This window comes from Aminobacter sp. MET-1 (genome assembly GCF_026521175.1).
In the GTDB taxonomy this organism is placed as follows: domain Bacteria; phylum Pseudomonadota; class Alphaproteobacteria; order Rhizobiales; family Rhizobiaceae; genus Aminobacter.
In genome coordinates, this window is sequence record NZ_JAMSHL010000010.1 from 65,273 (window position 1) to 79,046 (window position 13,774).

The following is a 13,774-nucleotide window of genomic DNA, read 5'->3' on the forward strand; positions in this document are numbered from 1 at the left end:
TCCCCCTCCTCGGCCCGCAGGCAGGGTTGACGACCTCAGCGAGAGCAGGGTCCACTCATGATCGCTGACATCGTCGAAAAGCAATGGGACGTGATCGTTATCGGCGCCGGTTTGGGCGGCGGCGTTGTCGGTCGGCGCCTCGCTGAACAAGGCCTGTCAGTCCTGTTCGTTGAACGAGGACCTTTTGGGCCCCGGACAGAACAACAGCAATTGCGAACCGATATCGAGGACCCCAACGCACGGCGGATCAGGGGGTTCTGGCCAACCCCGCTCAACGCCAAGATCGACGGTCGGCAGACCTTGTTCTTTGGCCCGGTCGGCTCCGGTGTGGGCGGTTCCTCGGCCTTCTACGCAGCGACCCTCGAGCGCCCCGAAAGACACGACCTCGACGACAGCGCAGCACGGCCTCATCCGACCGGCGGGTGGCCAGAAAAATACGATGCCTACCGGCCGTATTTCGAGGCGGCGGAACGGATGTTCGAAGTTTGCGGCGAAAACGACCCGCTGTCGCCCGACACCGCCACGACCTTGATTCCGCCTCCCGCCCTGACAGAGGGCGACCATGCGATGATCGATGGCTTCAAGCGCAAGGGCCTGAACCCCTACCGACTGCACATGGGCGTGCGCTTCCTTCCGGGCTGCAACATGTGCTTCGGCTACAAATGCCCGCGCACGTGCAAAATGGACGGACGCTCAGCCGGGGTGGAGCCGGCTGTGGCTACTGGCAGAGCAACGGTGCTCGACATGTGCGACGTGCTCGCCTTGCGCGGGTCCAACGGCAGGATCAGCCATATCGAAGCAGAAAAGGGCGGTGAACGGCTGAAACTCCGCGCCAAGCGCTACATTCTTGCCGGCGGCGGCCTCGGCTCCCCGCGGCTGCTGCTCGCATCCCGCAGCGAAGAATGGCCGCACGGATGCGCCAACGGCTCAGGGCTGGTCGGCCGCAACCTGATGTTCCACCTGGCGGAAATGATAGCGATCTGGCCAGAATCTGGAATCAGCTTCAATGGCCCGACAAAAGCCATCGCCCTGCGCGACCTCTATTTCATCGACGGCAATCGTTACGGAGCGGTCCAGGCCATTGGCATCGACGCGTCTTATGGAGAGATCGCCCACTACCTCAAGAACATCTTCGACCGGTCAGCACTTCACAAGCTGAAGCCGCTGCGCCAACTGACCCGCATTCCTGCTTTTATTGCAGCACGGGTTTTCGGTGACGCCAAGGTATTCAGGGCAATCATCGAGGACTTGCCATACCAGGACAACAGGGTCCTGCTCGACGAAACCGACCCCGGTCGCCTGCGTTTCGAATATGCGGTACAGCCGGAGCTGCAGCGCCGACGGCGCGAGTTCCGTCGCCTGCTGAAGCGCAGACTGGGTGGCCAGAGATCGGTGTTCCTCACATTCCAGCCTGAGCTCGACTTCGCCCACGCCTGCGGAACCCTACGTTTCGGCGAAGATCCTGCCACCAGTGTGCTTAATCGCGACTGCCGCGCGCACGAGGTCGAAAATCTCTATGTCACCGACGCCTCGTTCATGCCAACCTCGACTGGTATCAACCCGAGCCTTACCATCGCCGCGAATGCCCTCCGAGTGGCGGACCGCATCTTAGCCCGGATATAGCGACGCATTTGCAGACATGCCCAAACGATCCAGGCCACTACTCAGAAGACTGACCGATGCCAATGACGGCATCCGCACAGGCGTGGCCGTGGTAACTGGGTGCGGTTCCGGGCTGGGGCATGCACTCGCGATCGAGATGGCCAGCCGAGGCATACAGGTCGTCGGCTTTTCCCGCAGTGCGGCCAATTTCCAATCGGCAGGCGACCTCGTTGCGAGCGGTCGACTGGTACCGATGGTCGTGGATGTCGCCGACGACGATGCGGTGAAGTCTGCCTTCGCAAGGATCCGCGCAGAGATCGGCGACGTCACCATCCTGGTGAACAACGCGTCGGTTCACTCCCAGCTCGACTTCCTGCAGGAAACACCGACAAGCTTCATGAAATCCGTCGAGACCAACCTTGGAGGCGCGGTGGCCTGCACCTATTCGGCGCTCCAATGCATGGTCGAAACGGGTATCGGGCGCATCCTCAACGTCGGCACGCTTGTCGACACGACACCCCGTCCTGGTGCGAGCGCCTTTTCCGTCTCGACAGGGGCCACACGAATGCTGACCCTGGCCCTCGTGGCAGATTTGGCCGACCGTTTTCCCAACATCGTGATTTCGCACTGGGTACCGGGCTTGCTTGCCACGGCCATGGGACACTCCGTCGGCCTCGATCCGGCCGTGGCGGCATGCTGGGGAGCAAATCTGGCGCTCTGGCACGACCGCAGCCTGAACGGGGCAACATTCGACCGCGATGCCGAAATTCTTCCAATCCAGCGCTGGAAGAGCCGCGTCTGGGATCGCCTGCGGCTGCGTGGCGCGCCGACGCCACGTCGCCTCGATGCCGATCACGGAGCACGATTGGCGTACGCCTCCGAGACACCCGGCGCCGTTTGAAAGCGCGGCCGTCCATCGCCGCGGACACGTAGCGCCAATACGGCCCAGCCAACGGGCCAAGGCTCAGCCGAGATTCTGCAGCCGACAAAGTGGCACGAGCCCTGCAACGGAGAGTCCGACAACTCTCTGAGAGGGTAAGTATCATGGTAAATTCGTCAAATACTGTGTCAGAATGGGAAATGCGGCGTCTCCGGAAGGCCGCCTACGTATCAATGTGTGTCACAATCGCGTGGTGGATCATCATCTGCGCCATGTCACACAGGCTGATCTGGTACTGGTAGAAGCAAGCCGGACTGCCTGCTCAGCAGGATCGAAGATTTCGGCCTTGGAGCAATGGAAGTCTGGTGGACTTCTTTCCCAAGTCAAAGGACTATGCCCGCAGCGGCACCATAGGCAGGATTGTCGCGAACAATTGTCGACGGAGCATATGGCGCATGGTGGTGCTTTCATCGATCATGACTGCGGTCGCGCTCGTGCTTGCGCTTCCGACCTTGATCTATGGCGCCGAGGTGCTCGCCGGCCTTGCAATGCGCAAGCGCAGCGAGCAACTGCCCAGCCAACGACCTGACGTGACGGTGCTCGTACCCGCGCACAATGAAGAAGGCGGCATATCGGCCACGCTTCGCAGCATAGGGAACCAGCTTCGGCCCAGCGACCGCCTTCTGGTGATTGCCGACAACTGCAGCGACAACACCGCTTCACTTGCTCGCGCAGGCGGCGCGGAGGTGATTGTCCGCCATGACGACAATCGACGCGGAAAGGGGTATGCCCTCGACGCCGGCATTCGCCATCTCGCCGAAGCTCCGACCCCGATCGTCATCTTCGTGGACGCAGATTGCCAGCTTGAAGATGGCGCGGTGGCGCTGCTTGCTGCGACCGCGGCCATGAACCAACGACCGGTACAGGCCTGCTATCTGATCAAGGCGCCGGCGGGGGCAGCGCTGCAGCTTCGCGTCGCCGAGTTCGCGTTCATCGTCAAAAACAAGTTGCGGCCGCTCGGCTTGAGCGCCCTTGGCCTGCCCTGCCAACTGACAGGCAGCGGCATGGCTTTCCCGTGGTCGGTCATTCGACAGGTCGATCTTGCGACAGGTCATCTCGTCGAGGACATGAAGCTTGGATTGGACCTGGCTCGCGCCGGGCACCCACCGATGTTCTGCGCTGCGGCTGGCATCGCCAGCGAATTCCCCCAGTCGAGCAGTGGTACTGCGTCTCAGCGTCGGCGATGGGAGGAAGGTCATCTCAAGATGATCAAGGTTGCCCTTCAGACACTGTCCAGCCCGGCGGTCCTAAGGACGCCCGCATTGGCGGCATTGGCACTCGATCTGCTCGTCCCGCCATTGACGCTGCTGCTGCTGCTGCTGGTTGGCGCGTTCATCCTCGCCGCCGGTTTGTCCGCACTGACAGGGTCATCGACGGCGCTCTTTTTCTCCGGCCTGAATCTCGCCCTGTTTGCGCTGGCCTCGCTGGCGGCCTGGGCAGCCGTGGGCCGAACCGTGCTGCCGGCACGCGATTTCGGACAGATTCCACTCTATGTCCTGCGCAAGCTAAGCCTTTATCCGAAGGTATTGTTCGCGCGAACGTCGAGTGCCTGGATCCGGACAGATCGCAGCAGGCAGGATGACAAGCCTTGAACTGCCATGAACCATGTATGCTTGGACAACAAACTGCATCAGCGAACCGCTTCGGGCGATTTTCACGACAGTCTGCATACAATCGCTATTGCCAATAGCGTCCCGCTGCGCAACTTTTTGTGTCGTTTTGGCAATAGATCTCGACCGTCTTCCATCGGAGATGATTAAGCCGTTAGCACTTCAATAGTGAGTCCATCTTATACAGGATATGGCGCGACTATTTGTCGAGATGCGTTTTCGGCTGAAACTGCGGTACGGCTCGCAACGTGTCACGAAAGGAACGTGGACTTGCGACGCATGACCAACTGCCCTGTCCTACGGTTGTCGCGAACACAAAAAGTGGTCGCCGTCGCGGCGTGGCTGAGGCCGTCGAAGGATGGAGCGCCAGCGCAGTGAACAAGGGCGAGCGCTCCTTGAAATCGATGATACTGCGCGCCGCCGGCTGGACCGTTGGCGGGATGGCGGCGGGCTATGTCCTGCGCATCGCCAGCAATCTGATCATGACGCGTATTCTGGTGCCGGAAATGTTCGGTATCATGGCGGTTTCGACGGTGATCCTGATCATCGTCAACCTCCTGTCCGACGTCGGCCTAAGGCAATCGATCATACAAAGCCCGAAGGGCGACCTGCCGGTGTTTCTGAACACGGCATGGACGCTGCAGGTGATACGCGGCGTGGTCATCTGGCTCGCTTGCCTGTTGGTGGCTCTCGCCCTCTACGCTGCCAACAACCGGGGCATGATCCCCGCCGACCTGGTCTATGCTACCCCGGAATTGCCGCTTGTGCTGGCGGCATCGTCGTTCTCGTCGGTCATCACCGGCCTTCAGTCGACAAAGGCCATCTCCCGTGACCGCCATCTCGACCTCCGCCAGATAACCTATATCGAACTCATCTCGCAGGCAGTTGGCCTCGCGATCACCATCACATTGGGTTTGATGACGCGTTCGATCTGGTCTTTCGTAATCGGAAGCCTCGCGTCTTGCGTCGTTTCCACCGCGCTCAGCCATTTCTGGCTCTCCGGCGCCCCAAACCGCCTCCTCATCGATCGGGAGTCGGCCAGGGAATTGATCCAGTTCGGGCGCTGGATTCTAATTTCTTCGCTTTTTTCAGTCCTCGCCCAGAACGGCGACAGGGTGCTGCTCGGAGCATGGATCAGCCCGGTCCTGCTCGGGATCTATGTGCTGGCCTACAATCTGATCTCGATGATCGAAGGCGCTGGCGGCCGCCTGTTCTGGTCGGTCTCGACCCCTGCCTTCAGCCACGTGGTGCGCGACGACCCCAGCAGGCTCAAGGACGTCTACTTCAAGTTCCGGCTGCCGATGGACCTCGCATTCGTGGTCAGTGCCGGGCTGCTCTACGGGGCTGGACAATCCATCATCGACATCATGTATGACTCGCGATACGCGCAGGCTGGTGCGATCGTCCAGGTGCTGTCGTTTAGCCTTCTCATCAGCAGGTTCACGGTCGCTTACACGGTCTACATCGCCCTTGGCGTGCCAAGGAATCTGACGGTACTGAACATTTGCAAGGCGATTTCGATGTTCGTCGTCACCCCGCTGGCGCAATTGTTCTTCGGCTTCGAAGGCACCTTGTGGGCGATTGCGCTGCACGGCCTGCCGACCATCCCGATCATCTTCTTCATGAACCGGCAATTCGGCCTGAACGACTTTATCTACGAAGCCAAGGTCCTGCTGATATGGCCGGTCGGCCTGGCCTTGGGCATGGGCTTCGCCTACGCAGCAAACAGCCTTCTGTCGCTGTCGTAGAGTGCCGTAGTCCGAACCAGCGACGCTCGAAGTGCTCGACCCCTGCGCATTGAGCATCCTGCTTTGCGGAAATACGAATCCGGCTTTCCTGGCCGACGCGGCAGGCTGCCTCTCGTCAGGACGAGCGCCCGACCACCCTCATCCTGGCGACAGGCTCCGGCTGTTCGACATGGCTTTCGGCCGTAGCGCCAACCCTGAGAAGGGCGACGCAGAGGCCTGCAAAGGTCCAGTAGAGATAAGGGATGATCGATACGCTGCTGACGGTTGCGATCGTCACCAAGATGGCAGCCAGGCACCCAAGCAGTCCGCTTATCCTGATGTCTTGTCGCGGCGCCGTGAAGCTGAGCCAGGCGAGCTTGAACCCGATGGTTGCAAATACGAGCACGAAAAGTGCAAGCGCTATCAAGCCGAATTCGATCGCAACGCCGATGTATGTGTTGACCACGTCGACAATCCCTTGACCTTGAACCATCGCCTGCATCTCCGGCTCATGCAGAAAGTTGGGCGAGCCGAAAAGCGGATTGCGGCCAATCACGATCATGGCGTTGTGGAAGAGATCCACCCGATAGTCTTCGTTGCCGGTTTCGACGGTCCCGATGAATGGCAGGTATTTGGTGAAGCGCGCGCCGTAAGGGCTCATCAGGAACGGAACGATGAATATGCCCAAGGCCAGCGAGCCGCGCAGCACATTGGTAATACCCTTGGGATGGGCGGCCAGCAAAACCAACACGAGCAAGGCAAAGCCCAGCCAAGGGCCGCGCGAAACGCTGGCAAGGAGACCGCCGAGAAGAATGGCCAGCGAAGCATAGCCGATCAGACCGAAGGGCCGGTTGACCCTTATTGTGAGCAGGCATCCGGCAGCCACCATGCAAACAAACCCGAAGGCGATCGGCTCGGCCGACGTAACCGCAGCCCGCAGGATACCATCGCGGATAAGATAGGGGGCAATGAGGTTAATGCCCCAGGCGTCCGCGATGGTATTGTAGAGCCTCCAGCCCTTCGCGAGCTCGAACATGCCAGCGGCGGCCAATGGCATGGCCGCCACGACAAGGGCCATCAACGCTTTTCTGATATCGCTGACAGATCCAAGCACGCGGCTGAACACGAAATAGGGCAGCAGAATATCCAGCCCGTAGATGAAGGCCATTCGGGAGATGTCCGTCACCTTGCCCAGGCGCAGCGACAGCAGCATCAACAGCACACAATAAGCGACCACGAGCTTGTCGGTGATGCTGAATTTCGTACTGCCGGAACTTCCCCGCGCCAGCTGGATGGCACGCGGCAACAGAATGACAAGGGCAAGAAGCCGGCTCGGATTGAAGTCGATGATCTTGTTGATGACACCGAACAGGCCGACGATCACGGGCAAGGCCGGCGCCGCGAACATCAGGACGATGTAGAGATATGCCGGCTCGTTGCTCTTGCGAAAGGCATAGATGCTGATGATACCCAAAAAGGCGGCAAAAATGAAAAAATTGCCCGACAAGAACAACACGCACGTCGTCACGAACCAGGCATTGCGCCACAGCGTGAATTCAGCCGCGTCGATTGTGGGTTCCGCGAGCCGGCGCGCAAGGAACCAGACCGGGGTCGAAATGATCAGGACATAGGCGAGCGCTCTTACATATTCAGGCATGTCTGCCCCCTGGCCCCGGATCGCAGCTCACCAGAGCCGGTCAGGCCGTTGCCATCGCCGCCGATGCCTCCGCCTGCTTTGTTCACCTGCCAGACATCCCCGCTCAATCCGTCGACCTCAGGCCAGAATCCCGGCCTCGTCCATCCTGAAGACGCCGTGCCGTCTCTTGTCGGCCAGCACCTTGGTCACGATCTTCGCCGTCACGACGCTAGTCGATTCAGCGAAGGCATAGACCAGGCAACGATCGGCGAGGATGTTGATCTGCCGGGGAACGCCGTCCGAAGCATCGTGGATCAGACGCTTGGCCGTCGACGTAAACAGCTCGGGATCGCCGCCGGCAACCTGAAGCCGGTGTTCGATATAGGCCTTGGCTTCGACACGGTCCAACGCCGGCAAATGGAAATCGGACGAAACGCGTTGGGCGAACTGAGTCAATTCCGGCGCCTGAAGGATCGATCGCAGCTCGGGCTGTCCGACCAGTATCAGTTGCAGAAGCATCGTGTCCGTATTGATGTTTGACAGCATCCGGAGCTCTTCGAGCCTTTCAGCCTCCAGATTCTGGGCTTCATCGATGACCAGCACAGCCCGTCCCCGCCGCTCGCCCTCGTGCTCCAGAAAGTCGCGCAGCCGCTTGTAGAGACGTGGATAGGTGCCTTCCTCAAACGGCTGGTCGAATGCCATCAGAATCCACTCAAGCAAATTGCCGCCGAACTTCGAGGTGTGGCTTATGAGGCCGACCTTGATCTCGCCGGTGACGTTGCCGAGCAACTGGCGAATGAGCGTGGTCTTTCCAGAGCCGATGGTGCCGGTGATGACAGTGAACCCGGCCTGGTTGACGATGCCATATTCAAGCATCGAAAATGCCATCCGGTGCGCGTTGCTGAAATAGAGAAATTTCGGATCCGGAAGGATCGAAAACGGCTTCTCGCGCAATCCGAAGTATGTCTCGTACATTCATCTACTCCAAAGCGGGCGTCGAACCCCACGGGGCCGGCTACCGCCTTTGCCGCATTTCGATGAGCAGCCCGCCAAAAAGCATCTGCACGACCGGTCGGCCGATAATGGCGCGCACTTCGTTAAAGGTCGTGCCACCTCGTCTTGTTTAGCACCACCTGCACACCGGCTTTCGAACCCAAGAACGTCTTGCATGCCTCGAGATCAGCGACAGTCGATTCACCAACGGCAAGCACCAGCACAAGGCGGTCAGCATCGAGCGCCGATGGGATAGTCTCGTCATTGGCCAGCATCGGCGGCAGGTCCAGAACGACCAAAGCCGGCCTGACCGCCTTGCGTGCGCTTTCGACAAGTTCCGACAAGCGATGATGATCAACCACTTCGCCTGCGGTCCCAGGAGCCGTCACGATGTATACGCACACCTCGCCGGCTTCGGCCCGGATGATGCCGTCGGGGGCATCGCTTGTCGTCAATCCGTCCCACAACCTCAACTTCGCAGCCACGCCCGCATCCGACGGATTGGCGTCGACCAGCAACACATTCGTCGTCCGCATCCGGGCAAGGCTGAAGGCAAGATTGATCGCCGTGACCGTTACACCGCATCCGGCGGTGGGCGAGGTGACCGCAATGGTGCCGACCATGCCCTCCTTGTTGCTCAGCAGTTGGTTGCGCAGCATGTCGTAATAACGCGTCAGCGGGCTGCTGCTGTCGTTTGCAACGACCCGATTCTGCTCCAGCGCCGCTTCGTCAAGCCTGACGAGTGGAAAGCGCGGATCCGCCGCCAACGGCGATCCCGCCGCGTCGCGGCGGAAATGACCGGCGACACCGCCATCCTGCCTCGATCGGCTGTCGGGTCCGGCGTCGCGCAGTGGCGTGACAGGTCTGAGCGGTGCGCTCTCGCCTGCCAGTTCGGCCCTTGCCCGCTGCAATGCTTCGGTTACGCGTTCCATCGTGTCGACCTAGATATGAACCGGTTGCGCCGAGAGTTCGCCAGCTCTCGTGAGAGACAAGCCAGACTGCAGGAATTGTTGGGATTGGTCGAGGGGCTGAAGACCGTATATCCCCGCCCCCAGCAGCATCAGTCCGAGCGACGCGCCAAAAAACCTCCTGACCCTGCCGGAGAAGCTGTCCGAGGAAGACCATTGGGGGATCACGACGAGTACCTGTCCCTGCAGCGCACCCGCCAGATCGGAAGTGCGCCTGATGGTTCTGTCGAACAAGTCGGATACGTAGACACAGGCGAGCCCGGCGAGCCCGGCCAGCGCCAGCACCCCGAACATCAGCGTGGTGCGCCCAGCCCCTGTTGAGTATCTCGGCGTCTCCGGCTGTTCGAGGACACGGATCTGGGCCGAATACTGGTCCTGTTCCAGGCGCTGCCCGAGGCGGGCGGTCTCCAGCTTGGCCTTCATGTCGTCGAGGCTGCGCTGGATGCTTTCCTTCTCACGGAGACGTGTCGCCAGTTCCGCCTCCACTTCCGGCGCCCGCGCAATCGTTTCACGCAGCCATGCAACCCGTTCGCGCAATTGGTCGCGCTGGCGTATAAGCGCCTCTCGCTTGGGCTTTGCCAATGCGATCCTTTCCGCCACGAGCGCCATTTCCGGGCTCAGTCCGCTGTAGTTCGTGTCGGCGGTCGGCGGGGGCGTCGTGCCCGCCTGCGCGATCTGGTTCTCAAGGAACTGGATCTGGGATTTCAATGCCACGATGTCAGGGTGGGTGTCCGAATAGATCGACGACTTCTGACTGAGTTCAGCCTTGAGATTGGTAAGCTGAGTGCGCTGATTGGCTGCCGACGAGTTCGCCAGCGGCGCGTTGAGCTGGAACTGGACCTCCAGGAGCCGCAGCTCTTCCTCGAGGTCCGGCAACGCCTTTTCTGCCGCAGTCAGGTCACGCTCCTTGTCCTGCAGCTCGGTCAGATAACCCGCCACACGACCCGGCAGGATTTCCTTGTTCTGTTCCATGTACTGCGCCCAGCTCGTTTCGCTCGTTTTCACCTGGGTTGCCAGGTCAGATACTTCGCGTTCGAGGAATTGGGTGGCTTCCGAGGCGCGCGAGGTGCGCGTCCGCCTGTTCTCTTCGATGATCATCGAAACAAGCTCGCTCGTGGCCGCTGCAGCAAGCTGCGGGTCGCTGTACTCGAAGCCGATATAAAAGGTCGAACTGGTGGGATTCTGATCGGGTGTCCCGGTGTTGACGGATCTGATCTTGATGTGGCTGCGCACGAGCTCGGCCAGCTTCGTGTTGGACAGGCCCGAGCGGAGGCCTGGAAACAGATCGAGCTTGTTGACCAGGGTAAGCAAGTTTTCGCGGACCAGCACGCGCTGCTCGATGAATTGGGTCCGCTCGTTGGCAACGGTGGATTCCACCAGGGACGACGGAATCTGCTGGGATTCAACGACCATAAGAGCTTCGGTGTAGTAGGTCCTCGGCTTGGAAAAGACGAACATGGCGCCCAAGGCGAACACAATGGCTGCCGGCACGAGCCAGTAGAGCGGCTTCCTCAACAGGAGGTCGAGATAATAATAGGCAATCCGGGTCAGTTCATTGTCCATGCCGTCGCTCCGCTGACGCATCGTTTCGAGCGTCCATGCCTGCGTATCTTATTCCTGCTCTCAACCCAGAATAGTCTGCCCGCTATTGCCCGGTGGCGCCAGTGGCAGCGCCACCCGTCAGCTGCGCTTCCGACTGGCCTGACGTATCGACAAAGACGACGCGCACCAGGTCGCCGGGCCGAAGCTTGGTCATTTCGTTGGCCTCGATCTCGCTTGTCTGCCCGTTCTCCGACCTGACGATGCGGTATTCGACCGTGCGGGTCGCATTGCGGCCGCGGGTGTTTGCGGCATCGTTCGAATAGATCGAGAGAACGTTTTCGCTGTCAGCCATGCTGGCAGCCAATTCGTCGGCCTCGCGCCGAGTATCCTGGAGGTCGAGCAGGTCGCGTGTCCGACGCTCTTCCAACAGCCCTTGCAGCCGGTTGGCCTCGGCTGCGACCGAGCCTTCGGCTGTGGCCATGGCGGACTGGAGCGAGTTTCGCATGCCTTCCAGCTCGGCAATGCTACCTTCGATCTCAAGGCGTACCGAAACATTCGCCAGGCCCTTGTCGACAAGTATCGAGGTGCTTGCCAGCCGCTGCTTTGCAAGCTCGATGCGCTGCGTCACGGTCTGCATCTGCTCCTGTGCTGCTTCGGCGCTGCGCTGCGTGATTTCGTCGATATGCTTCTTGGCATCGAGCTGCATCTGAACTTCATCGCGGCGGCGTTCGAGGATCTTCTGTTCCTCCGCCAGAAGATCGTCCAGCACGCCCTTGGAGATAGACGAGTTCACCTGCGCCGGCACTTCTATCTTGTCCCGGTCGTCCAGTTCGGCCTGAAGGCGCGCCATCTTCAGCTGAAGCTCGACGAGACGCTTGCGCTGCCGCTCGATCTCACCTTCAACGACCAGGGCGCGATCGCGATCGGCCGCAAGCAGAGCCGACCTGAACAGGCCGCCGGAGACGCTGACCGCATGCAGCACGGTCATGTCCTGCCTGAAGGGGAAGGCTCCGGGAGTGTTCACATCGCCGACCACAAAGACGGTTGGCATGTGCTGCGGGTTCGGCAGCAACATGACAGTCAGGTTGAGCTTGTCCTTGAAAAAGCTGCTCAGGCGCTCCACCAGTGCCGCCTCAAGCTCCTCCACCGTCAGCCCTTCCGCCTGCAGGTGACCGGCAAGCGGCAACGACAGGCGACCATCCGGCGCAATCACCGCCTGGCGATTCAGGTTCGTCTGTTGGGCGACTGAAATCTCAACCGTGTCACCCGGCTGTAGCCTGTACTCGGCAAGCGCCGGCGATACCACCAGCGAAAACAGCCAGACAAGGCAAAATGTGCACCAGGTTGAACGCATAAGCTCTCCTGAAGAACATCGTTACGGCAGCATGCACGCTCGCCGCGAGGTCCACTTCTGTCTTATTGGCAAACGGTCGCCTTGAAAATAAGCGATCGCCAATGAACTGCATGGTAGTATTCAAATAAGATGATGAGGTTAATGAGACTGCGCTCCATTAGCTCGAGGCCTGACATATGAGCCGTGTGTTTGCCGAGTTGACCAGCCTTCCCGTCGTGGCCCACGACGACGGCAGCTTCACGCTCACCAAGAAGTTCATCGAAGGCATGAACCACTACGTGGCCCATTGGGATGGCCCGGTCGTCGCGGTCATGGATCCGGCCCACGCTGCAACCGACAATCTCGACAACGTCCGGGTCGACCCAAAGGACATAGACTTCGAGATCAAGGCAATCCAGTTCGAGTCCGAAGAGCTTCGAAACCTGGCGAGCCAATCCGGCTTCGTTCACTGGGGCCCTCACTACAAAACGCACGACCTTGCCGACATCGTCGGCCCAAGGCAGATCGCCAACGTCTACAACACCGAGTACTCGCTTAAGACCCGGCTCCAGATCGTCGATGAAACGGCCCCGAACCTTCTGAAACGCTGGCGTCGCCGGTGGTGGGAAAGAGGCCAGGAACGGCAGATACGCAGGAGCATCGCGGCAGCTGCCGGCTTTGAAGCGAACGGCACCCCGACCTATGATGCGTATGCCGCCCTCAACGACAGGAACCTGCTGTATTTCGCTTCCTGGGTAAAACAATCCGCGCTCATTGCAGAGCACGAACTGGAGCAGCGCCTGACCGCATCCAGCGACAGCACGGCTGCCTTGCGCCTCGTCTTTTCCGGTCGTCTCAACGAAATGAAGGGTGCCATGGACCTTATCGTCGTTGCAAACATGCTGCGCCGCCGGGGACTGAACTTCAAACTGTCGATCTGTGGCGGAGGCGTGCTCGAAGACGCCATGAGGCAACGTATCGCCCGCGACGATCTTGGCAACCACGTGACCATGATGGGCGTGCTGCCATTCCAGGAGAAGCTCGTGCCCTTCGTCAAGCAGCAGGCGGACCTGTTCCTCTGCTGCCACAAGCAGGGCGACCCCTCGTCGACCTATCTGGAGACTTTTGCCCTTGGCGTGCCGATCGCCGGCTACGGCAACGAGGCATTGGCAGGCCTGATAAAGCGCGTCGATGCCGGCTGGTGCGTAGGCGAAAACGACGCTGCGGGATTGGCAGACACAGTCGTCAAGATAGCCGGCAATAGAGCGGAAATTGCTCGAAAATCCCGCACCGCCCTGGCCTTTGCCCGACAGCATACTTTCGAACAGACCTTCGCCAGACGAATGGACTTCTTCAAGCAGGTCGCGGCCCGAAAACGCACTGGATAGTTCCGTTAGGCTCATCGAAGCACGCGACACGTATT

Annotated in this window: 10 protein-coding genes; 5 read left to right on the forward strand and 5 right to left on the reverse strand. The window is 60.2% G+C overall.

Features of this window, described 5'->3' with window-relative positions; translation table 11 throughout:
* The first annotated feature begins 57 nt into the window (after window positions 1–57).
* The 4 genes from NDO48_RS15680 to NDO48_RS15695 all read left to right on the forward strand — a co-directional run bounded on the left by NDO48_RS15680 (window position 58) and on the right by NDO48_RS15695 (window position 5,900).
* The gene (locus NDO48_RS15680) at window positions 58–1,623 is read left to right on the forward strand and encodes a GMC oxidoreductase (RefSeq protein ID WP_018430819.1); all 1,566 of its coding nucleotides are present in this window, start codon (window positions 58–60) and stop codon (window positions 1,621–1,623) included.
* A gap of 16 nt (window positions 1,624–1,639) precedes the next feature.
* Window positions 1,640–2,503, forward strand: a complete 864-nt coding sequence (locus NDO48_RS15685) for an SDR family NAD(P)-dependent oxidoreductase (protein ID WP_081623578.1) — start codon at window positions 1,640–1,642, stop codon at window positions 2,501–2,503.
* Between the two features lie 344 nt (window positions 2,504–2,847).
* Entirely contained in the window at window positions 2,848–4,134 is a 1,287-nt protein-coding gene (locus NDO48_RS15690) for a glycosyltransferase family 2 protein (RefSeq protein WP_245262422.1), read from the forward strand.
* Between the two features lie 422 nt (window positions 4,135–4,556).
* Complete coding sequence (locus tag NDO48_RS15695; RefSeq protein ID WP_267321789.1) at window positions 4,557–5,900, forward strand: oligosaccharide flippase family protein; 1,344 nt, start codon at window positions 4,557–4,559, stop codon at window positions 5,898–5,900.
* A gap of 115 nt (window positions 5,901–6,015) precedes the next feature.
* On the opposite strand, the gene NDO48_RS15700 is transcribed toward NDO48_RS15695, so the two are convergent.
* From NDO48_RS15700 to NDO48_RS15720, 5 genes are all read right to left on the reverse strand, one after another.
* A complete protein-coding gene (locus NDO48_RS15700) occupies window positions 6,016–7,536 on the reverse strand; it encodes an O-antigen ligase family protein (protein WP_018430815.1) in 1,521 nt (506 codons plus the stop codon).
* 117 nt (window positions 7,537–7,653) lie between these two features.
* On the reverse strand, window positions 7,654–8,490 hold the full coding sequence (locus NDO48_RS15705) for an ExeA family protein (RefSeq protein WP_018430814.1): 837 nt from the start codon (window positions 8,488–8,490) through the stop codon (window positions 7,654–7,656).
* A gap of 122 nt (window positions 8,491–8,612) precedes the next feature.
* Window positions 8,613–9,275, reverse strand: coding sequence for a hypothetical protein (locus NDO48_RS15710; RefSeq protein ID WP_157632925.1), 663 nt, complete (start codon window positions 9,273–9,275; stop codon window positions 8,613–8,615).
* Window positions 9,276–9,449: 174 nt separating this feature from the next.
* Window positions 9,450–11,039 carry a GumC family protein gene (locus NDO48_RS15715; RefSeq protein ID WP_018430812.1) on the reverse strand — a complete coding sequence of 530 codons (1,590 nt, stop codon included), beginning with the start codon at window positions 11,037–11,039 and terminating at the stop codon, window positions 9,450–9,452.
* Window positions 11,040–11,121: 82 nt separating this feature from the next.
* Window positions 11,122–12,372, reverse strand: a complete 1,251-nt coding sequence (locus tag NDO48_RS15720) for a polysaccharide biosynthesis/export family protein (protein WP_018430811.1) — start codon at window positions 12,370–12,372, stop codon at window positions 11,122–11,124.
* 185 nt (window positions 12,373–12,557) lie between these two features.
* Between NDO48_RS15720 and NDO48_RS15725 the strand changes: the two genes are divergently transcribed.
* The gene (locus NDO48_RS15725; protein ID WP_157632924.1) at window positions 12,558–13,739 is read left to right on the forward strand and encodes a glycosyltransferase; all 1,182 of its coding nucleotides are present in this window, start codon (window positions 12,558–12,560) and stop codon (window positions 13,737–13,739) included.
* Window positions 13,740–13,774: the final 35 nt, after the last annotated feature.

What these genes read in the sequence shown, in the direction of transcription:
- NDO48_RS15680 (WP_018430819.1), top strand. Translation starts at nt 58, where the DNA reads ATGATCGCTGACATCGTCGAAAAGCAATGGGACGTGATCGTTATCGGC.
- NDO48_RS15685 (WP_081623578.1), top strand. Translation starts at nt 1,640, where the DNA reads ATGCCCAAACGATCCAGGCCACTACTCAGAAGACTGACCGATGCCAAT.
- NDO48_RS15695 (WP_267321789.1), top strand. Translation starts at nt 4,557, where the DNA reads ATGATACTGCGCGCCGCCGGCTGGACCGTTGGCGGGATGGCGGCGGGC.
- NDO48_RS15700 (WP_018430815.1), bottom strand. Translation starts at nt 7,536, where the DNA reads ATGCCTGAATATGTAAGAGCGCTCGCCTATGTCCTGATCATTTCGACC.
- NDO48_RS15705 (WP_018430814.1), bottom strand. Translation starts at nt 8,490, where the DNA reads ATGTACGAGACATACTTCGGATTGCGCGAGAAGCCGTTTTCGATCCTT.
- NDO48_RS15715 (WP_018430812.1), bottom strand. Translation starts at nt 11,039, where the DNA reads ATGGACAATGAACTGACCCGGATTGCCTATTATTATCTCGACCTCCTG.
- NDO48_RS15720 (WP_018430811.1), bottom strand. Translation starts at nt 12,372, where the DNA reads ATGCGTTCAACCTGGTGCACATTTTGCCTTGTCTGGCTGTTTTCGCTG.